The organism is Vibrio sp. FF266 (assembly GCF_041439695.1).
GTDB lineage: Bacteria > Pseudomonadota > Gammaproteobacteria > Enterobacterales > Vibrionaceae > Vibrio > Vibrio tasmaniensis_A.
Genome location: NZ_JBGOOO010000008.1, coordinates 66,278 through 87,720, shown reverse-complemented (window position 1 = coordinate 87,720; position 21,443 = coordinate 66,278). Strand labels below are relative to the sequence as shown.

17 protein-coding genes are annotated in these 21,443 nt (G+C 41.9%); 8 read left to right on the top strand and 9 right to left on the bottom strand.

What is annotated here, in order from left to right:
* Positions 1-19: 19 nt before the first annotated feature.
* The 3 genes from ACED59_RS08815 to ACED59_RS08805 are packed head-to-tail and all read right to left on the bottom strand — an operon-like array spanning position 20 to position 2,869.
* Positions 20-673, bottom strand: a complete 654-nt coding sequence (locus ACED59_RS08815) for a hypothetical protein (RefSeq protein ID WP_017098048.1) — start codon at positions 671-673, stop codon at positions 20-22.
* Entirely contained in the window at positions 666-1,841 is a 1,176-nt protein-coding gene (locus tag ACED59_RS08810) for a hypothetical protein (protein WP_017098049.1), read from the bottom strand. The genes ACED59_RS08815 and ACED59_RS08810 overlap by 8 nt, the downstream gene beginning before the upstream one ends.
* Positions 1,841-2,869 (bottom strand): hypothetical protein, encoded by a 1,029-nt coding sequence (locus ACED59_RS08805; protein WP_017098050.1) that lies wholly within the window; start codon positions 2,867-2,869, stop codon positions 1,841-1,843. Before ACED59_RS08805 ends, ACED59_RS08810 begins: the two co-directional genes overlap by 1 nt.
* Before the next feature lie 1,283 nt (positions 2,870-4,152).
* On the opposite strand from ACED59_RS08805, the gene ACED59_RS08800 reads away from it, so the two are divergent.
* The 4 genes from ACED59_RS08800 (at position 4,153) to ACED59_RS08785 (ending at position 8,290) form a co-directional block, all read left to right on the top strand.
* Positions 4,153-4,530, top strand: coding sequence for a hypothetical protein (locus tag ACED59_RS08800; protein ID WP_139137254.1), 378 nt, complete (start codon positions 4,153-4,155; stop codon positions 4,528-4,530).
* A gap of 220 nt (positions 4,531-4,750) precedes the next feature.
* Positions 4,751-5,317 carry a recombinase family protein gene (locus ACED59_RS08795; protein WP_017098053.1) on the top strand — a complete coding sequence of 189 codons (567 nt, stop codon included), beginning with the start codon at positions 4,751-4,753 and terminating at the stop codon, positions 5,315-5,317.
* A 1,373-nt stretch (positions 5,318-6,690) separates the two neighbouring features.
* On the top strand, positions 6,691-6,993 hold the full coding sequence (locus tag ACED59_RS08790; protein WP_017098054.1) for a helix-turn-helix transcriptional regulator: 303 nt from the start codon (positions 6,691-6,693) through the stop codon (positions 6,991-6,993).
* Positions 6,977-8,290 carry a HipA domain-containing protein gene (locus ACED59_RS08785; protein ID WP_017098055.1) on the top strand — a complete coding sequence of 438 codons (1,314 nt, stop codon included), beginning with the start codon at positions 6,977-6,979 and terminating at the stop codon, positions 8,288-8,290. The genes ACED59_RS08790 and ACED59_RS08785 overlap by 17 nt, the downstream gene beginning before the upstream one ends.
* A 139-nt stretch (positions 8,291-8,429) precedes the next feature.
* On the opposite strand, the gene ACED59_RS08780 is transcribed toward ACED59_RS08785, so the two are convergent.
* From ACED59_RS08780 to ACED59_RS08765, 4 genes are all read right to left on the bottom strand, one after another.
* Positions 8,430-10,310, bottom strand: coding sequence for a RimK/LysX family protein (locus ACED59_RS08780; RefSeq protein ID WP_017098056.1), 1,881 nt, complete (start codon positions 10,308-10,310; stop codon positions 8,430-8,432).
* A gap of 305 nt (positions 10,311-10,615) precedes the next feature.
* Positions 10,616-11,425, bottom strand: a complete 810-nt coding sequence (locus ACED59_RS08775; protein WP_017098057.1) for a M15 family metallopeptidase — start codon at positions 11,423-11,425, stop codon at positions 10,616-10,618.
* A gap of 82 nt (positions 11,426-11,507) precedes the next feature.
* Positions 11,508-12,236: a DUF429 domain-containing protein gene (locus tag ACED59_RS08770; RefSeq protein ID WP_017098058.1), complete on the bottom strand. Its 729-nt coding sequence runs from the start codon at positions 12,234-12,236 to the stop codon at positions 11,508-11,510.
* A gap of 57 nt (positions 12,237-12,293) precedes the next feature.
* Positions 12,294-14,006 carry a bifunctional 2-polyprenyl-6-hydroxyphenol methylase/3-demethylubiquinol 3-O-methyltransferase UbiG gene (locus ACED59_RS08765; RefSeq protein ID WP_017098059.1) on the bottom strand — a complete coding sequence of 571 codons (1,713 nt, stop codon included), beginning with the start codon at positions 14,004-14,006 and terminating at the stop codon, positions 12,294-12,296.
* A 270-nt stretch (positions 14,007-14,276) separates the two neighbouring features.
* Here ACED59_RS08765 and ACED59_RS08760 point away from each other — a divergent pair, with 270 nt between their 5' ends.
* The 4 genes from ACED59_RS08760 (at position 14,277) to ACED59_RS08745 (ending at position 19,717) form a co-directional block, all read left to right on the top strand.
* A complete protein-coding gene (locus ACED59_RS08760) occupies positions 14,277-15,215 on the top strand; it encodes a hypothetical protein (RefSeq protein ID WP_017098060.1) in 939 nt (312 codons plus the stop codon).
* A 197-nt stretch (positions 15,216-15,412) separates the two neighbouring features.
* Complete coding sequence (locus ACED59_RS08755) at positions 15,413-16,180, top strand: 1-acylglycerol-3-phosphate O-acyltransferase (RefSeq protein WP_017098061.1); 768 nt, start codon at positions 15,413-15,415, stop codon at positions 16,178-16,180.
* Between the two features lie 177 nt (positions 16,181-16,357).
* Complete coding sequence (locus tag ACED59_RS08750) at positions 16,358-17,698, top strand: MBL fold metallo-hydrolase (protein WP_371704885.1); 1,341 nt, start codon at positions 16,358-16,360, stop codon at positions 17,696-17,698.
* A gap of 471 nt (positions 17,699-18,169) precedes the next feature.
* A complete protein-coding gene (locus tag ACED59_RS08745; RefSeq protein ID WP_009848307.1) occupies positions 18,170-19,717 on the top strand; it encodes a sodium:alanine symporter family protein in 1,548 nt (515 codons plus the stop codon).
* Positions 19,718-19,876: 159 nt separating this feature from the next.
* On the opposite strand, the gene ACED59_RS08740 is transcribed toward ACED59_RS08745, so the two are convergent.
* Both ACED59_RS08740 and ACED59_RS08735 read right to left on the bottom strand, forming a co-directional pair.
* Positions 19,877-20,470: a GPR1/FUN34/YaaH family transporter gene (locus ACED59_RS08740; RefSeq protein ID WP_010440610.1), complete on the bottom strand. Its 594-nt coding sequence runs from the start codon at positions 20,468-20,470 to the stop codon at positions 19,877-19,879.
* An 87-nt stretch (positions 20,471-20,557) separates the two neighbouring features.
* Entirely contained in the window at positions 20,558-21,352 is a 795-nt protein-coding gene (locus ACED59_RS08735) for a hypothetical protein (protein ID WP_017098063.1), read from the bottom strand.
* Between the last annotated feature and the right edge of the window lie 91 nt (positions 21,353-21,443).

Sequence of the window (21,443 nt, the reverse complement as noted above, 5' to 3'; positions counted from 1 at the left end):
TTCTAACGGCTTTAAGGTTTTACTGAAACGAATGGTCAATCATTAGCATAAAAGTCTGTAGATTTGCTTCATGGACGCGAAAACGCCCTGTCCGAGACAATTCTGTATCAATCCCATTCAAGACCATGTGAACGGTATCGATCACAGCAGGAGTTTCACTGTAATGTTCCAAGTAGAACGGGTTCAAGTCTTTAGAACTAGCGATCTTTGTCTTAGCAACAGTATTCGGATCGCACTGTATGTTAGACAACGACATAGATTTGATTACATGGTCATACTTAGTATCAAATACATCCAATAGCTTCTTCAAATCAAGTTCCACGGGTTTTAATCCACTATTTGAACCAAACAACGTTCGTATCATTTCAAATGGGTATTTCATGCTACGTGGTGGATTTATCACATACAATGCATGTTTAGTTCCGAACCGAACACCGAACTTCACTTTGATGTAGGAAACGGTTTCTATTTCTGAAACTTCACCATCTGGTAGTTCAAATTCTTGCTTACTAATTACACGTTCAATGAACTGTAAAATCAAGTTATCTTCACTATCGTCAACCAGTTCAAAGCCAAAGCCTATTTCATCAGAATACAGATGATTACTAAGATTATCGTATATTAGCCCCTTCGAAGCGGGCGTTCCCACTTGATAGAGCTTCACTTTAAGCATTGCTAACCTCCTTTTTGGCGGGTTCTGCACTTCCATGTTCTGTTAGAACTTCATCTAAGGCGTTGAAAATGACATCTTCCAATTCACGCATTACCACGTTGAAGTCTGCCCCATCTACTGCTTCCTTACCGCCTTTACCATCTACAGGTTCTTTACCAAGAATCCTAAATTTCAGGTCTTTGGCTTGGTACTTATCATCAAACGCCAGTTCAAAAGTGATAATTGGTCTGTCTGTTAACGATATTGCTTTTGATTTCCATTTAATGCGACTACGGTAAAAGTTGCTATTACAAAGTTCATTCACTTCATCTGCATCATTCAAAGACTTACCATCAAATTGGGCATTATCAATGCTGTATTCACGATCATCAGCATCTTGTAATAGGTCATCATTTTGTTCTTCATCATCAAGAAGATCATCGTCTAAATCAGCCGATGGCTTGGATTCGTCCATTGATGAATCCAAAATCGAACGCACCTTACTTACCCGCACTTTTTCCAATTCAAGAAATAAGAAAGGCTTGGCGGTATCATAAAGGTTGACCATGAATTTGTTACGCAATTCAGCATCTACAACAGCAGACAGATCAACATTTTGTATTAATATGTCATTATTCACGGTATCACGATACATCTGAATTACTTCATCCAAAATATCTTGAATACGCTTTGTATACGTAAACTGGATAGATATATAGCCATCTTTTTCAAGGAATTGAATATATCCACCATGACGTTTTTTCTGCTGATACTTTCCACGTGTGAAATCAAATTCAGTGTAGTCAATTTCGATATAGTACGACTGGATAGACTTGTAATGGGTTATGGTTTCAGCACCAACAAAACGCGGGCGACCTTCAATAACTTTGTCGACCACATCATTCATTTGTGATAAATCAAATTTACCTGTAATTCGCTTAACAGAATACTGATCACGGTTGATCTTAGGTGTCAATTTGTTGGTTAGTTCCTGCAACTGAGAATAAGAAAATGGCAAGTCTGAAATCTGACCAATCAGTTCATCACGATCCAACGTTGATGGATATAAAATGCCGCGCTTAAACGCTAATTTACGTAGAGCATTCGTTGATAATTTAGCCCGATTCGATTGCAGTGCGATGTATATGTCATTTTCGTCTGAGAAAATTGTAGATTTATATTTAAGCATTACGCGTCCCCCTTCACCAAATGACGGCTTATCCCATTACTAAGGATTGGATACGGAAACAATGACGTTTTCACTGTATCCATACTAATCAAGTCAATCTTACCCAGTTTATCCCTTTGTGTTTCAGTAATGGCATATTGGGCTTTATAGATTTTTTGCGCTTTTTTAAAGTGCATCAATGCTTTAGGTGAAAAAGGTGTCACAACATAGACTTTTTCGAACAAGTTGAGCATCTGATAGTTAAATATGAATTCAAACAAATAGATAAAATAGTTTTCCGAATCGATATCTTCATCCCAGAAAATATTAAGAACCTTCTTCTGGTGAACCGGATGTTCGTATGCGTATAGCAGCATACCCGACGTAATCATTTCATTCGTTGCGGGATGGTTCGGAGAATCGGAAGAACACTTATTATGCTTATCTGGATAGTAGAAACCGCAATGGCTGCGCTTAGGTATCATTTTCCAAACACTTTCAGCCGATTCATCATCTTCGATATTTCGACGATCTTTGATGTTTTCAACCACAGTCATCAAGAAGCGAATTAACTTTGGTGAATAAATGTTTAGCGTCGAGCCTTTTGGCATAACGTAGTCATGCGCAGCCTTACTTTCGATAACATCAAGCAAATCCCTATCATATTGATCATCGTTGTTATAGATGAACAACATTCCATGTAAACCGTACTTATTTTCACCTTCACGGTAAAAGTCAGCCCATTCTTTACTTTCACGAGCGCATTTCACCTGCATAGCAAGGCTTTTAATGGCGTTACCAACTTTCTGTGGGCTTATCGATGATTTTTGATAGGATTTAAGATCTGTCTGAATATACTGTGTAAGTTCCGTATAAGGATCGATATACGAAAATACCAAGTCTGTAGGATGGGTATTCTTACCATGCAACTTATCACAGCAATCCCAGTTGATATCGATGTAATCTAAATTCAACTTCCATTTCATTTCAGTGAAAATTTTATCTGAAATGATCGCTGCCATTTCATCGATATTTTTAGTTTCAGCCATCTACTTTGGTTCCGCAATTCCTTGAAAATTATACGGTCATTCTATCTTCACTTGAACGGCACAACAATGATGCAATGCACACATATGCATTACACGTTCATGAAAACAGCACTATCCTTCTGAGTTTCACCATTTACATATTACATTAGCCACAGTGTTTTTTTTAGGCACTTTCAGAAGTCATGTCATAATAAAGCATAACGAAGATAAAGTTATAAATACTATTGTAATCAGATGATTACCTTATACTGATCTATAGGCGGTGAAGTATAACGATTAACAAATTCCTATGTATGGCTTAGGCGATACAGACAAAATTAGTAGAAAATCAGATGTGTTTCACCGCCTAAAAGTTCAACACATCAGGTTTTTGAAAACATAGCCCGATGTGTAAAAGCATTGGGCTTTTTTTATGCCTGATGAAAATTACAGGGAAGATAAATGGTAGTAAGACGTAACTACCACGTGTGTAGGGCTTCATAGGTATCTTAACAGACCGTGTGTTGCACATATGAAGGCAGGGCTTCCCCTGCGACTTGAAGAACTATTGATGTGCCCAAACGGAAGGACTACACATCGATACACGCGCAAGGATAAAGAAAGACGGACTTATGTGCCAATCGTAGTTGATTGGGTGAACATAAATGGAAATGATGTAAATCTGATATCTTGATCAGATTTCGGGCTATCACAATAGTTTGCTTTGTTGTGATGGTGGTGGGGTTAACGCCCTGACCGTAGTGAAGAAAGGACGCACTGACACAGGTATAGCACTACCGCCTGTGGTTTTAGGTGTAAGCAAATGTTAGCGATGTACTGCTAGACTAAGACCCTTGTCCAGTGTGTAAACACTGGCGGGGGGAAATAAAATATTGCTTCTACCAACTACCTAATGTGTCTTGAAAACACTTTGGTGTTTTCGTTAAAGATGATTGTTTCTTATTCAATTAAAAGACATGCGGATCATCAAAAATGATGCGCGATCAGCGCTTCAGTTTGATGGACGCAAAGCGATTGCTTGCAATCGGTTTCTTTGTAATTACTTCATGCACTTCCTATTTCTTCCTTTAAATACTATGGCATCGCTGCACTTCGTTCCGCTACTACTTGGGCGTGACTGCGCACTTCGTTTGCCAAAGAAAACGGCTATTTGAAGCCGTCAAAAAAGGAATTTACATGAACAACAAAGACACAATGAAAATACAAAAAATCATGCGTAATCCAGATGAAACAGATCCATGTGTTCTAAAGGAAGTAGTTCTTCTTTTGAGTCAGGAGATGCAATGAGAGATATAACAAACGCACAAAGAAACACATGTATTTGCATTACATGTGATTACTTCAAAAGAAGCGGAATACATTTAGTACCCGACATGTTTCATGAAACAGATCAAGATGATTATAAATTCATAATGCAAGATGCATGGCTTGAATACATATTAGATATAGAAGACCTGTCGATCAGATACACAGTAAGTATATCAACAATGCAAAAACCAGAACGCTTTGTTGTGAACATTACTAATAACGGCGGAATGTATCATGTTAATGAGTACGAAACGTTTGAGATTCATGAACACTTAATGCAGCAATACATCAGTGATGATGAAGGTTATAAAGAAGAAGTAAATCAGAATCCAGTATTCAGCAATTGGCTTTGAGCAATAACGTCATTACAACGTGACAGAGTTCGGTCTAAACACCGCGCACATTTGCTGGTGGTTTATATGCACAAATAAAGTAGCATCAAAAATTGACCGTTAGCTGATACCATTTCTAATATGCTATTTCAGTATCATAAATCATACCTATTGACTTTGTGATACCACAGAGTAATGATACCACCCATAGATGATACCAATTAAAACTAAACGGATACTAATGCGAACATTTGCTTACTGCCGAGTTTCAACAACGGAACAAACAACCGAAAACCAAATTGTTGCTATTAGAAATTCTGGCTACAGCGTTGACGACAGTCGCGTGATATCTGAAACGGTATCCGGTGCAACGTCAGCAATGCTACGTCCAAATTTCAAAGCACTGGTTGATCACAAACTTGAACCAAACGATACGTTGATTGTGTTGAAGCTTGATCGTCTTGGGCGTGACAATATAGATGTACAGCAAACAGTTGAATTGCTAATTCAGAAAGGAATTCATGTTGTTTGTTTAGACCTACCAACACCCGACCTTTCATCTTCACAAGGCAAGTTGATGCTTCAAATGTTCAGTGCTTTTGCTGAATTTGAACGCAATCGCATCAGTGAAAGAACGAAAGAAGGGCTTGAACGTGCAAAGCAGCAAGGGAAGAAATTAGGTAGACCAGAAGCACAAGAAACCACTAAGCAGGTTCAGTATTACAAGGCACAAGGATTATCACAGTCCAAAACTGCTGCCGCTACAAGCCTTGGAATCGCTACAGTAAAGCGTCACTGGAATAAGTAATACAACAGGACATACAACGGACAACAGCTTCATCATCGACGTTTAATGCAAGATTCTTATTGGTTCGCTTTTTAAAAATAAGTAAAAGGCGAACAATAGTATTAAACCTATAAAAGCGAATACCAGCCCGAAGCCCCCCATACCCTAAAATCAGCCAAAAACCCTATTTCTTACCCCACCCATCGAAAACTTTTGACCATTTTTTTATCAGCCAGCCTGACTTTTTAAGACGCGGGTTCAGTTCCCTACTACGCATTTATTGCTAAATCTACTGATCCACAAAGTGCTACACATACTGATCCACATAATGCTATATTCAACGTAACTTATTATTATATAAGCCTTTGTTATGATGGTCTGACGGTCACAGCACTTCCCGCCAGCTCCACCAAACGTTTGGAAAGGGCCAACTCGAAAGAGTTGGCCCTTTTTGTATTTTATAATCATCAATTATGCTGTCGGTACTAAACGCGCTACCTTTCACTCACAGGGTGACGCACGGTGTAAAGTGCTTTTGATTCCCATGACTTTAGTTTCGAACCATCTCATGCGCTTCAAAGTCAGTATTTCTAATTAACTTTTATGTGGCATATTTGATCTACTTACGTGTAACCATCACCTCACCTTACCCGCATGGATAATCGCCAATCGCAGAAAAACTTAGCGACAAGTCTAATAAAGGCTGGTATCCACCTTCTTGCAATACCTCTTTAAGCTAAAGGCTTTGATTATCCCCTGAAAGGTATAAAGTTATATATATCCCTTTGTTGGGATAGCACGGCCAATATCCTCTAATGGGGGTCAAGCCTCATAATATGAAGTGACAACTTGTGATTTATAGCCCACAACAATTAGCCAATACTTTATTGCTAATACGCAAAAAAATAAATGGACTCAGTTCGAAGTGGCAAAGAGAGTCGCATAAAGCAAGCTACCATTTCTAACTTTGAAACTAGACCAGATAAAGCCACGCTCTCTACCATGTTTAAAATCATTCAAGCCTTAGACCTGACAGTAAAGGTTGAAACAAGAAGTGAGAGCAAGACAATGTGTAATGCCTTTATATTACACACAATACTTGAACGACCACCTTAAGGTTCCGATAGAGAGTTAGCCATACTTTAGGTATCTCAAAGCCCCATGGCTTTGAGTTTTCTATTGTTCTTTCATTACATAAAGTAAATCACATTAGACTTTTAATAAGATCGCCAAGTTTGTAATCATAAAAGCTCACTACTGTAGACTTTTATGTGATAACTCAATGTATTCACCATAAAAGTGAACTTTAATAGACTTTTATTTAAAATCTACGTATAAATAACTTAAAAGTCTACTAAGACATACTTTATTGCATCATGCTATATGGAGGTTCTATGGTTAAGAAAGTAAAAGCAACTGAGTCACCAGATCTAAACCAGGTGTTCACACCATCACTACTTGGTGAGGCGATCAAAGCAAAAAGAACTCAAAGTAAAATCACTCAGCAAGATGCAGCATTGCTTTCTGGTGTTTCAAAACAAACCTACATAAAAATTGAACAAGGCAGCTCCGATATTAAACTAACCTCTTTAATGAAAGTTGTGTCTGCTCTAGGAATAAAGATATCGATACAACCATGGCAAGACTTAGATGCTTCAGTCTCATCACAGGAGAAAGGTAATGACGTCTGGGTCTAATCAATACATCCTCGATATAGTCTATAGCCAGCAAGTCATAGGCAAACTATCACTGAGTAAAGAAAGTGATGCTCTATCTGTAATCTACAAGCAAGATTGGATTGATAATGGGTTTCCCATATCGCCACACCTTCCATTTAACTCTGATATACCATCAGTCAATATCAGGAGGTTCTTACAGAATTTGCTCCCTGAAAATAAAGGGTTAGATTATTTGATCGACTTTCTTGGCGTATCACGTTCAAACGTATTTGCACAAGTTGGTGGTATTGGAACAGATACATCAGGTGCAATGATGTTCTTATCTGAAGGTGTTTCTCCAGTTCAAACTGAAACCTCTTTCAACCCAATCAACGATAGTGAATTAATTAAGAAACTATCTGACCCTGAGCTTTGGTATTTAGAAATATGGGAAGGAAAACCAAGACTATCAGTAGCGGGGGTTCAATCTAAGCTAAACGTTTTATCTATCGATGGAAACTTAGGGTTTGGAGAGGGTGAACTATGCTCAACTCATATTGTGAAGTTCGAAAAAAATGACCAACAACACCTTGTCATAAATGAATTTGTGACGATGAAGTTAGCGAAGCTAGTTGAACTAGATGTTGCTGATGTTGAGTTGCGGTATTTTGACCAATTTCCAGCCTTAATTGTAGAGAGATTTGATCGAAAGCTATTTAGCTCAACAAGTGTGAAACGAAGGCATATGATCGATGCCTGTCAAGCTTGTAACCTAGGTGTCGATAGAAAGTATGAACGAAACTTAGGTAAACAAAGAGATGTCAGTCATATTCGTGATGGTGTCAGCTTCACCCGACTTTTTTCGGTAACAGAGCAATGTGAAAACCCATTAGCGGCAAAACTAGCGATCCTAAAGTGGGCAATGTTCAATCTCTGCATTTATAACGCAGATGCACATGGCAAAAACTTCAGTTTCTTTGTCCAAAAATCGGGCTTAACACCAACGCCACTTTACGATCTAGTCAATGTAAGGATGTACCCTGAATTTGAGCAGGATCTTGCGATGGCAATTGGGGATGAATTTGACTCAGATTCTATTAATGCCTACCAACTTGTAGAGTTTGCTGACGATTGTGGTATTTCACCAAAATTGCTTCAACAGAGCCTAGTAAAGATCGCAAATGACATTATAAACAACATTGATGATGCTATATCTCTCGTCACTCCTACTTCTGATTCACAATTACCTTATTTAAACCGATACCGTGAAATCGTTGTGGCTAGATGTAAGCACTTCCTTAAACAATCACCACTCATCACTGAAATTGAGCTTTAACTTATAGATAAGCTATCTAATCAGAATATAGAAAGCACAAAGAGCAAAAGCTCTTTGTGTTACCTACTTGATAATTAACGCAGCCAGTTCAGTTACTGATGAAGAAGTTGAACCGATAGAAATTAGATAAATTTAGGTGTTACTCCATATCGCCCAGTAAGTAATCTTCATCGCTACTCACTACTGCGCCGTGCTTTAAGAAGTTCTTACCTAGGATCATGCTGTATTCAAAGCGAGAGCGATCTTGAAGGTTTACCCTCACCTCTTTCTCTAGGTCACCCAACTTCACCTTCATTTCTACCACTGGGCGAATGTTCACCTTCTCGCCTTTCTTAGCTTTAATGCGCATTACATCAATCACAGGCTTAGTGAAGTCTTGCTTATCGCCTTGGTTGTTTTGATAGGTAAAGCTCACCATGTCTTGGCCGTCTTTCTTAAATCGTTTGATGTTGACTGCGTTCATTGAGCTTACATCTGCGCCTGTATCCAACTTGGCAGGGAATGTCATGCCGTTGACTTCAACAACTTCTATATGCCCAACTTTAAACAAAGGTTCCGATTTCAAAAGATAATCAGATCGAGTATTCACATATACCCCATCTTTCGCCATCTTCTTACCTAGAATGAAGTACGCTTCTTTTTCATTGCTGTTAAGCACATCGATAGCAAACTCTTGTTGGCGAACTTTACCAGCTCCCAAAAACTCACCACTTACCACCGGGCGAGTATCATCACCGACCTTAAGCTTCTTAATAATTGGCTTTGTTATCTTCTGCTTCTCACCATTTACATCTGTAAGATAAAATTCAACAGAAGCCTCTTTGCCTTTACCTGTCATTTCAAAACTGTCGACCTTCAACAAAGGCGTGTTGACAGTAAATGAAGCAACAGCCTTCATAGGGAAACCATCTAATGTGATATCTTCTTCCGGTGAGATAATCAGTGGCTCAGTCTTCTTCGCGACCTCGCTGAAATTCTCAGATCCTTCAGAAAGAATATTCTCAGCACTGGTGTCAATCATAAAAAGCTCACTTGCTGTATCAGTGCCCAATCTGAGCTGTGAGCTGCTATTCGAACGGTCGCGCAGGTACACCAGAACGTCTTTGGTTGTGTTTTCATCGAGTTGAACCGGCACATACACCAAAGGTCTTTTTTTACCACCTACACTTAACATACGAACTAATGGCAGTGTCATCTCTTTCTGCTCACCATCGTTGTCGAACATATCAAACGTCACTTCACTGTTCTTCTTATCTACATCGATGTCTTTCGCATGAAGAATGCTGTAGCGATTTTTTAATGAGAAGGTCACGTTCATCGCCATTCCCGAGATAGACATCACCTCTTTTCGGCCAACAACCGTCGCGTTTTCCTGCTCCTGCAAATAGTCGTAACCAGCAAACACCAGTGCGTTATCCGCAAGGAAGGTTTTGCCGATCAATACTGGCGCAGAGAAGTGACTTCTGTCCGTCAGGTTAACGTCTGTTTTTAACTCTTGATCCGCAATGGTCAGCGACATTTTGACAGTAGGGCGAAGCAAAGGCGTGCTGCTGGTGCGGCTGCGTATTATGCTGACACGCTCTAAAGGTGCTTTAATTAATACCATGTCACCCGTACGTGGGTTTTGAACCTTGAAAGAGACCACAGCTTCATATTTTGCAAAGGTACTGCCATCCCAATCATCGTAATCAACATCGGAATTGTTCAACAGGTCTTCGGTTAACGCCGCCATCAACTCTTTGTCTTTGAGGTTTTTGTAGTCGGCATTAGAGCTCTTCACATGAATGTCTTCCGCATGCATAGAAGTGGTTTCTGCACCGGTATCGATTTTACCAATGAAAGGAACGTCTTTTAGCCCTTGAACGCTAGATAGGTATACATTCTCTGTACGCCCTAATACCGCCTTACCATCGAGTTCGTAGGTCGGATTTTGAGTGGTGTGTGAAGTGTCTGTAGCCAAAGAATATTGTGAAAAAAGTAGAGTGCTTAAAAGAGTTAGAGCCAAAGGTATCTTTTTCATTAGTTGGTCCGTTGTGATCAGTTCACTAATAATACTGGCGATTCGGCAAATAGTTCCCCCACCAGCAATGGTTCTCACATAACGTTAACGCTATGAGTTTTTCGATGACAAACCGATGACTTTGCGCAGCATTCGCTTATCGATTATTGACCATTGGATACCCGATAACCTTTTCAATATGTGGTGTTCTATTGAAAAAATAAATACCAAAAAGGCCAACGACAAGCGCTGACCTTAGCGATTCAAAACACACCTGAAGCGAGTTTAACTTGCTAAAACACAAACGGTTCTAGATAAACATAGCACTAAAAAGTGCCGACTGTTTTCTTTGCACAGATAGCTCGAGCTTTTTCTGCGTTCTCGCCTTTATTTTTGATAGAGCACTGTCGATAAGATTCGACGTAGCGCTCAAATAACACTTTGGCTTCAGGTTGTGGTTTAGAGAGCAGTTGGTTAACGAACTTTCTTGAGCCGACCTCAAAATGCTGAGTATCGATTGGGCTATTCCAATCCCCTCCCCAGATCATAAATCCGTGATGAGCAAACAGCTCAATCACATCTTCTGCCATGCCTCGGCGTTCAATTTCATCACGCGCGCGAAAACGAGTACGGTTCACATAGCGAGCCGCTGATTGTGAAGGCTTTACCGTGATTCGTCCCTTGCTATCGAACTCTAAGAAAGGATTTTGAACTGGGTTGATGTCGATTGCCACACCATAGGCATGTTTCGACCAACCTCCTCCGCCTGTAATAGGACGAGCGTTAAACGCGCTACTGTTGTTCGCGTCCATTGAGGCGCTATCGTCACCTTTAAACTCACGCATTAGGCGAGCGGAATGAAGAGGAAAATTGCGCTGTTTAAGCTCTGAAAAGATTTGTTCAACAGCTGGCGCAATAACATCAAGCACGATCATATTGCCCTGTTGCGTTTCCCCTTTGAAATTAATGAAAGCGAAATCCACTTTGGATAGCCGCTCACAACCAACGGGCGCACCACTACTCAAGACATTGTTCTTTTTCATCATGTCGCATTGCCATTGAGATATAGAGGCAACCTGGGCATAACTCGCAGCACTGAGCACAGTGGCCAGCCAGCCGACAATAAAACGTTTCATATAAAAGACTCAAAAATAGTAAGAGTGAAAAGTAGCAGAAGTTGGAAAATAGCATATTAGGCCAAGTTGAGCGCACGCTTTGTTAGTGCGTTTTGTCCCAATAGACAATCTCTCGAACTCGTCCGTTCTGATCCTTGTCAGCTTCTCCACCAACATCAGAAAGTTCAGGTAAGGTCGATAATTGCGGAGCGTAATAGGCGATCAACATCAGTACAAAAGCATCGTAAATATCATCTATCGCGACGTCTTTACGCTTGGTATTTGAAATGGACAACGACAAGCCGTCACACCACTGAGGGGCAAGTTGCTGAATAATAGAAAGCCTTTCCTCTTTGCCTTCTTGTGTTCGTTTTGAAAACGTCAGCGGTTCACCTTTCAATGCTGCAAACACAACTTCAGGATGTGATTCCCTGATAGAAAGATTGGGATGAGTTTCAATGAGCTCATCAAGCTCGCGGATCTTGGGCACAATTCCCCAAGTCTGTTTAGAAAACTTCTTATCAAGCTGCTCCACATTGGCATTACATCCCGCAATGTAATCGGTTTGGTAAACCGCCTCTCGGCACGGAACAGGAAAAACGGAAGAGCCACGCTTACTGGTGAGAAAGCGCCTTGCTGCTTTATCGCATAATCTATCCGGAGTCTGTGAATCGCTAAAACCAATAGGCATATCGATTAACGTTGTTGCTCCCGTAAGATCGTCAAGCAACTCATCTAGGGTCTTTACCACCTTGAACTCAGGTGGCTCATTGCCAGAGACAATCCAAGCGATCCAACCTGCCTTGCAGCCATCAATTCCGATGTATTTCATTGTGTTCTCGATGATTAGTTTGTTGAGGGCTATTTGGGATAACTAGCCACTTAATGATCAGTGCCACTCATTAATTAACAGTCTGCTTTTCACGCCACGTACCTGTAAACCCATTGCATCGAACACCTCTTCGAAGTCTCGACACTGTGGTGGAATATTGGGTAGAGAAAGTGCTGCTTCAGAAAAGAATTGTTGTTCAAAATGAGCCGAATCGTTCCACGCCAATTGCCACCATTCGAGAATACGAAACTTAGACGCTCGAAGTTTTTCAGCCGTAGGAACTTTGTCACTTTTGCTTAGGTTCTCTTTGCTTGTGGTCGGAAAGAGGTTCCACTTGTCGTTATTCGGCCAATAAGCAAAAGGCAAGCAGTGATCAACGTGATACTCATTTTTTAATGATTTTCCACTCCAGACACTGACAATATCGGCACGTTCAGATCTAAGTTGTTCGACACGTTTACGCACATCGCGAGTATCGTGGTTTTGATCGATCCATACCAAGCAGTCGTGATACGTCTGTAGTGAGATACTTCGCTGTCGGTTCAACTCGAAACGCTGCATCTCCATGACCCATTGATTCACCACCAGCGGTTCAATCCAAGAGTGGTAGATTCTAAAGCACTCCCACAGGCTTTCATCGAGAGTGAAATAGCCAAAGCTTTCTAAGAACTCACTATCAATGACCAGTGATTCTCGGCTCTTCCGTCGTTTCTGAGGTGGGTATATATCGAATAGTCGGTTGTCTTTCGAGCCTTGATAAATAAAAGTCACAGGCCCTGATTTAATGGTGCTGATCGTTTGTGAAAACAGCTTCTGTAGTGCCTTGGCTTCATCGCCGAGAAACATAGTGCCTATCGCTAGATCATCAGCACTGAGGTGTTTGAGTTTATTCCAACCATCCTCTTTTACAAATCCGAGGCCTTTACTCGTGTTGCTATTTTGCTGAATCCCAGCGCCTTCTATATCGATATCAATCAAACGCTTAAACTGCCTTACCCAATACAGAGCAACTAAGCCCACTGGTAGAGAAATTTTCCCATCCGTTCGATCAATCACAGCGCCTGAATGAGCATCCGCAATTCTCAGTAAAGTTCTTAATAAGGCCAGCTTGTATGTGGCCGACTTGTTGTCATTCACAATAATGTGGCGCACCTTGTTCAAGTCGCCGGAGCCATCATCTGGTAATGTCATCACCACGGTTTGCCACCACACTTCACTGCGGTTCAATGTATCTTGGCTATCATCAACATGACGAACCAACAAGGCGCTGTTTTTTGATAAACGCTCGAGCTCTTCAACTGAGACTTCATAGCCTTGTCGACTGTCTTTAAACTCCCCATGACGCAAAGTAATCACCAACTTGCCATTTGGAGCCAGCAAGTTAGACAACTTTCTAAATGCACGCTCTCGATGAGACGGAGCAAGATGCATCCAAACCGCGCTCACCAATATCAAATCAAAACGTATTCCGAGGTTTTCAGTGCGGCTAAGCGAGGGAAGTGAATCATCAATCCAGCTAACACTTGGGCTTGTATATTTCGAGCCTTGTTCGCGTAATGAAGCACTTGGTTCTATCGCAATAACATCAGCTCCGGCTTTGTGCATCCATAGCGCATCACGACCACTTCCTGCACCAACATCTAGTACTTTATCGCCCTCTAAAGGCCAATAAGCTTGCCAGCTTTTATGTACCGTCTCGAACGTCACTGAGTTGTACTGTTCACAAAGTGTGTGAGCATTTTTATCGTAAAAAGGAATCGATGAGGACATATGCGCTATTGGGGTTAGGAGTCTATCTCAATAGTAATGGGGAGCTTAGGCGATTGCTAGCAAGTCATGTAAGTTCAGCCACACCAATCAATATTTATCGTTAGTGACTGTTTTATATCAATATCCACCTAATGAGATCGTCAGGCGAGTCACATCACGAATCAGTTTCGTCAGCAAAACAAAAACAAACAAGGTGCAAGCTGACGTGCGAACAGAGATAATTGTTTGAAGATGATTAACTCGCCTCAAGTACCTAGCTGATAAAGACTAATGACCACATACTCACACATAGATACCCCGTTCAACCTGCGCCACACCTGTTGGTTTTGTGGTGAACCTTCCAATGATGTTGTTGAATTCCCTAAGACTGCACAAGCTATTGCCAAGATAGACTATTCACCGATAGCACTGCCGGCTTGCAAGGAGTGTGCGAGAATTAACTATTCCAAGAGTCTGACTTCAATTTGGGCGGTGCGCGATCAGATAAAACACGCACTCATCGATAAGTACGCAAAGCACCTAGGCATCGGTGAAAACTGGACGGAACAAGAGCTTATTGATTCTGATTTTTCAGGCTCGACGCTTGGCGGATTTGGCCGTAGTGCTTGGAAAATGTATCAAATAGCCAAACAACGAGTCGATTATAGAGGCTGGCCTTTGTCGGTTGATGACATCCCACTTGAGGTATACGACGAAACCAGTGGCTTTGAGTTTGACGGTACTCGTTACGCATCAATCAATTCATGTATCGACTATTTCACCAAGGCTGCGGGCGTAGACAAAGAGCTGTTGTCGCAGCTTGTCGACATTGTTTCAACAGACCGTTTTAGCTACGCACTTCGAATCGCCAAGCTGAACAAGAATGTCTCTAATACCAAACGTTCAGAGATCATCGAAGAGGTGTTACAGCAAGAGTCTGAACAAGAAGAGATACAGCTTGAGCAAGCCAATTCACTGTTCAACCCAAATGTCGAAGAGGTCAGCATTTCAGGTTCGACGGCTCCGGTTTTCGCTATTCAATGGGCAATGATGAATAACGTTATAGATTTAGCTCACCTTTGCGCACTCGAAGATGATTATTTTGACTATTTCGAACATCTTGGTGGCCCTGCTGCTTTCATGTCTTATAACGGCCTACAGCTCTATTTAGAATCACGCCAAGATCCTGAATGGGTAGAAAAGTCGGATCCAAATAAACAGTATTGGTGAACATGCCTACCTACTGGTGAACACGTGTAAGCTCGATAACTGCGTCAAACACCCATCGTTAGTCCTTGTTTTATATAAAGATCTAAAAACAGCCCCCTAAAACAGTTAATTGTTGCAATTCGGTTAAATAGAGTGAAAACTTCAAGCATCTAAAACTATTTAATCACTGCAATCTTGTCGTGAGTAAGGAGTGAATTGTGCTTGCTGTTCTTCGTATTATTTTGGCGACGGTGTTTATTATTTTCACCACTCTATGTGCTTTTGGTTACTGCTTGTTTAGCCCCAAAAACCCAAAGCATGTGTACGTTTTTTGCCGTTGGTTCAACCAATTACAAAAACTCGTTGGGGTAAAGATCCTACAGAGAGGCCTAGATAATGCGCCGACACCAGAAAAGAGCGTCTACATATCTAACCACCAAAGCGTGTTGGACTTTGTGACCGCCCCAGGGATGTTAAGGCCTCGCACGGTTTCTTTAGGCAAACGCGATTTGTTGTACGTGCCCTTCTTTGGCCTGCTGTATTGGATCACCGGTAATATTTTAATTAACCGCGAAGACAAGTCCAAAGCACGCGATACCATCAAGCAAGTGGCGGAAGCGATTCACCAGCGAGATCTGTCTGTTTGGGTTTACCCTGAAGGAACGCGCAGTAAAGGGCGTGGACTACTGCCATTCAAAACGGGCGCTTTTCGAATGGCGATTGAAGCTGGCGTACCTATCACCCCGATGTGTACCAGCACCACACACAATAAGATTGACCTCAACCGAGTTAATAATGGCATTGTGATCACCGAGATGCTCAAACCTATCGATGTGTCTGGATACAAGATCAGCGACGCTAGAGAGCTGGCCAATCGCTGTCACGCAATTATGGCTGAAAAAATAGCAGAGCTTGATGCCGAAGTGGCTCGTATAGAGGCACAGAAAAACCCAGAACTGGATTCAGACGGTTCTTCCGCGCGCTAACAAGGTAGTTACAGAAGGAACAAGAACTAACTCGCAACGAACCCACAGAGTCATTGCTCAGTTACTTAAAAAGACACTCAACGATCGCAACTCTCATTGTTCTTGTTTTACTTGCTGGCGCTTATCCGCACAATAAAAACAGGCGTTAATGGCTTTATAGAGTAATGGGAGTAAACGATGGAAGTGATTCACCATGGCGGCAAACATACCGTTACAGGATCTTGTCACGAATTAAGAGATTCAGGCCAAGCGGTTCTCATCGATTGTGGCCTTTTTCAAGGAGAAGACACCCGCCCTCTTGATATTGAATTTGAAACGTCCCACCTTAACGCTCTGCTGCTGACTCATACTCACATTGATCATATTGGCCGATTACCTTGGTTACTCGCCAGTGGATTTAACCAGCCAATTTATTGCACGCAAGCCACCGCAGAGCTCGCTCCTTTAATGATTGAAGATGGCTTAAAACTGCAAGGGCTCAGCAATAAACAGTCGAAGCTGATACTCAAAAAGATTCATTCGTTAATTGCTCCCAAGCCTTACGTGGAATGGTTTCCAATCACGTCTAAACAGCAAAACAACGGAAAGGATCATCATAGGCCAAATACTCTGTATGCCCGTTTTCAACCTGCAGGGCATATCTTAGGTTCGGCCTATATAGAGATTAAGTTACCCAACCAAGAGGTAGTGGTCTTTTCAGGTGACTTGGGCCCTAGTAACACGCCACTGCTGCCGGATCCTAAACCACCACAACAAGCCGACTATCTGTTTATTGAGTCGACTTACGGCACTAGCACGCACGACGATATTGCTTCACGCTCTGAACGCCTCAAATCAATCATTGATCGTTCGTTACTCGATGGCGGCGTTATTCTAATCCCGGCTTTTAGTATCGGCAGAACTCAGGAATTGCTGTTTGATATCGAACACCTGATCTTTGAGCATCAACTCAGTAGCGATATTCCTATTATTCTCGATTCTCCGATGGCTCAAAAAGTGACGCGTTCATACCGACGCTTTAAAGAGTTATGGGGGCAAGAAGCAAAGCAGCGTCTTGAACTGAAACGTCACCCACTCGCTTTTGAGCAGTGCATTACGGTTGATGGACATAGAATGCACAAGAAAATCGTTAACCGTCTCAAGTCGACAGGTGAACCCGCGATTGTGGTTGCAGCTTCTGGGATGTGTCAGGGCGGCAGGATCATGAACTACTTATCGGCTTTGCTTCCAGATAAACGGACGGATGTGATTTTAGCGGGCTATCAAGCACACGGAACGCTCGGACGAGAGCTGCAACAAGGCGAAATGCAGGTTTCTATTGATAACAAAGACGTTGAGGTTAATGCTCAAATTCATGGCATATCTGGCTATTCTGCTCATGCCGATAAAGAGGATCTCAATCGATTTATAGAGGGCATAGCGACTCCACCAAAAGAGGTGCATTTGATTCACGGTGAGCCAAATACTCAGTCTGAGTTCGCTAAAGAATTACAGGCGCGAGGGTTCGTGGTTGTTTGAAACAGGCATCAAACTAGCTACTTTCACTCAGTAAACATGAAGGCCAGAATTATCGAGCCTTCAAAGGCACAGTTTCTTAGGCCTGCGAGATCACTCGATGCAGGTGATATATTCCAATCAAATCCATCTCACCACTCATATATCAGCCGTTCATGCTAAGTGGCTTTAACCGCTGTTTTACGCAATTTCGTCTCTTGTGCACACCTACCCTTCTTCTGCGCACCTCCCCACCCTTTTGTATTAATCACTATTTATTCACTTTGCAAAACACCAGCCGCAACAATCTGTTGCATAACAAGTTAAATGGAACGATTATCGAATTAGCACTAAGCATTAACAAACACCCTCTATAACTTGCTTTATGTCACAGTAATCCCAATGCGCAGTTAAATAATTTAACACTCGGGTTACAAGTGAAGTATTGTGTTGTTCGAAAAACAATCATAAGCAAAACTAACAGGGAAAATACTCATGCAGTCGTTCGTTGATTTTTTGAATGGAATAATCTGGAGCCCAGTACTTATCTACCTATGTTTAGGTGCAGGTTTGTTCTACTCCATCATGACTCGATTTGTTCAAATCCGTCACTTCTTTGAAATGTGGCGCTTGCTACTTTCGGGTAAAAGCTCATCAAAAGGCATCTCGTCTTTCCAAGCTCTTGCCGTTTCGCTGTCTGGCCGTGTAGGTACAGGTAACATTGCAGGTGTTGCTGCCGCTATCGGTTTCGGTGGCCCAGGTGCCGTATTCTGGATGTGGGTGGTAGCTTTCTTTGGCGCGGCGACTGCTTACGCAGAATCTACGCTGGCGCAAATCTATAAAGAAGAAGATGAAGGCCAGTTCCGTGGTGGTCCGGCTTACTACATTGAAAAAGCAATGGGTCAGAAGTGGTACGCATGGATCTTCGCTATCGCGACTATTTTTGCATGTGGCATTTTGCTTCCAGGTGTTCAGTCAAACAGTATAGGTAATGCTGTAGAAGCTGCATTTGGCTCAGGTGATATGATTGAAACAGCTATCGGTACATTCAGTTTCGCTAAAATTTTCACTGGTACTGTTGTTGCTATCATCCTTGCTTTCATCATCTTTGGTGGTGTTAAACGTATCGCGAACTTCACACAAATTGTCGTTCCATTCATGGCGTTGGCTTACATCATCATCGCATTCGTTATCATCCTACTAAACATCAGCCAAGTTCCTGTTGTTTTCGGAATGATTCTGGGTGATGCATTCACTCCTATGGCAGGCTTTGGTGCTGCAATCGGTTGGGGTGTTAAACGTGGTGTTTACTCAAACGAAGCGGGTCAAGGTACTGGTCCTCACGCGGCAGCTGCGGCAAGTGTTGATCACCCAGCTCAGCAAGGTTTGGTTCAAGCGTTCTCTATCTACATTGATACTCTTCTAGTATGTTCTGCTACAGCGTTCATGATCATCATCACTGGTGCTTACAACGTTCACGGCGGCGCTGAAGGTGTCTTCCTTGTTCAGAACCTAGCAGCAAACATCGGTGCGAATGGTCCCGTATTTACACAGCTTGCTATTGAAAGTGCACTGCCAGGCATTGGCAAGCCATTCATCGCATTTGCTCTGTTCTTCTTCGCATTTACAACGATTCTTGCTTACTACTACATCGCAGAAACAAATATTGCTTACCTACGTCGTACCATCAAGATCCCTGGCATGATGTTCGTACTTAAGCTTGTTCTTATTAGTGCCGTTTTCTATGGCACCGTTAAAACAGCAAACCTTGCATGGGCAATGGGTGATGTGGGTGTTGGTTTGATGGCATGGTTAAACATCGTTGGTATTCTGATCATCTTCTTCATGTCTAAGCCTGCGCTTAAGGCTTTAGCAGACTACGAAGAACAACAGAAACAAGGTGTGACTGAGTACACATTCAACCCTGTAAAACTAGGCATTAAAGGGGCAACTTACTGGGAAGAGAAGTACAAGCGTAAAACAGGTAAGTCTCCTGAATCTGAAGTTGCAGACAGTAAACCTGTAGAGCAACCTTCAGCTTAAGCTTACCTTAGCAAACAGATTGCTTTAATAAATAGATAGCTTTAACTCGCGCTATTAATAACGCATAAAAAAGGGGTTAGCCATTTCGGCTAACCCCTTTTGTTTTGTTCATAACCAATAAACGGCTTATAACAAACTAACTGTTCCCAAGTTAGAGCATTAAGCAGCGATTTCTTGTGTTGCCATTTGAGGCGCTTTTTTCTCACCGATTGGCAGTACTGTGCGGCCATATTCGTTGTTGATTACTTGTGCCATTGCAAAGTAGATAGCTGACGCACCACAGAAGATACCTTCAAAACCAGCGATAGTACCGATCAGTTCGCTGCCTGTGAAATCACGAGCGGCAAGTAGGAAGAACAAAATAGTAAGTGAACCGAATACTACTTGTTTCGCTACTGGGTAGCATAGAGAACCAATGAACATGAAGCCAGTGAAGATGCCCCATAGTAGTAGGTACCAACCCATAAACGCTGCTGGACTTGCTGGTAGGCCCATGTAAGGCATTACGATTAAACCAACCAAAGATAACCAGAATAGACCGTAAGAAGTAAACGCAGTTGTACCGAACGTGTCACCACGTTTGAAACACATTGTGCCCACGATAACTTGGCTTAGACCACCGTAAAAAATACCCATAGCAAGAATCATTGAATCGATTGGAAAGAAACCTGCGTTATGGATATTAAGAAGTATAGTAGTCATACCGAAACCCATTAGGCCAAGTGGTGCCGGGTTCGCCAGTTTTGTTGACATTTTGCGCGCCTTTAAAAAAAGTTAATAAAATTTGTACGCAAATTTTAATCCGAACGGCATAAAAAGATAGATCGCTAAATCGCAATCTTAGATTGCATCGTTCGCCAGTTCGGCTTTCGTGATGATTTCAAGTATCTCGCCAACTCGTTTAGGGCTTTGTTCCATCAAGACCGCTTGAACCTCGGGCTTTACACACGCTAACCACTCTCCCGAAGGTTCTTGGTTAAACTTATCCATCGGGCCCATACTTTGGCTCCATGCACCACGGATATCAACCGTATCTTTGTGGCCATCGTTGGTCGTAAAATATGAAAATTCAAAGGTTGTCGCATCTACAGATGTGATTTGGCCAGATGCCCCCCACGGCGCAGAAAGTTCGATCATAGGACCGATAGGATAGCTTTCACCTTCAATTTCTACAGAAGTTGCTTCACCAATGTAAATTTGAGCGTTATTGGCTGATTCTGAGACAGTGAAAGGTAATGATGTTGATACAGAATTAGGACCTTGAGGCGCAGCTTGCTTTAATAAGAATTGAACGATTGACGGGTATGCATTAACAGCAGCATCAACTTCCCCAACAGACTCCATACAGCCTTCGTAATTCATAATGCCTGTACTATCGACACCTTTAATTAAAGCGCCTTCAAGTGTTTGAATAACATGAATTTGGTTACCTTGCTCCTCTATAGACGTGATTTGGCCTACAGGACTTTTTAATACTTGATAACGCTGAGCAACAATACCTTCAGAGCTCGTTTCAAAACTCAAACTGCCATAATTACCCCAGCCCAAACTTTGCTCGAGACCTGACTGCGGCGTACTGTTACACCCAGTAACTCCAGTTACCAATAACGCAAGAATAGATAGCTTTAACTTCATTTTAATTGCCCTGTAATAGAATTATTCACGAACACAGTTTATCGATAAATGGAAAGCACTACTGTAATAGAAAGTAAGGGAAGTGTCGTAT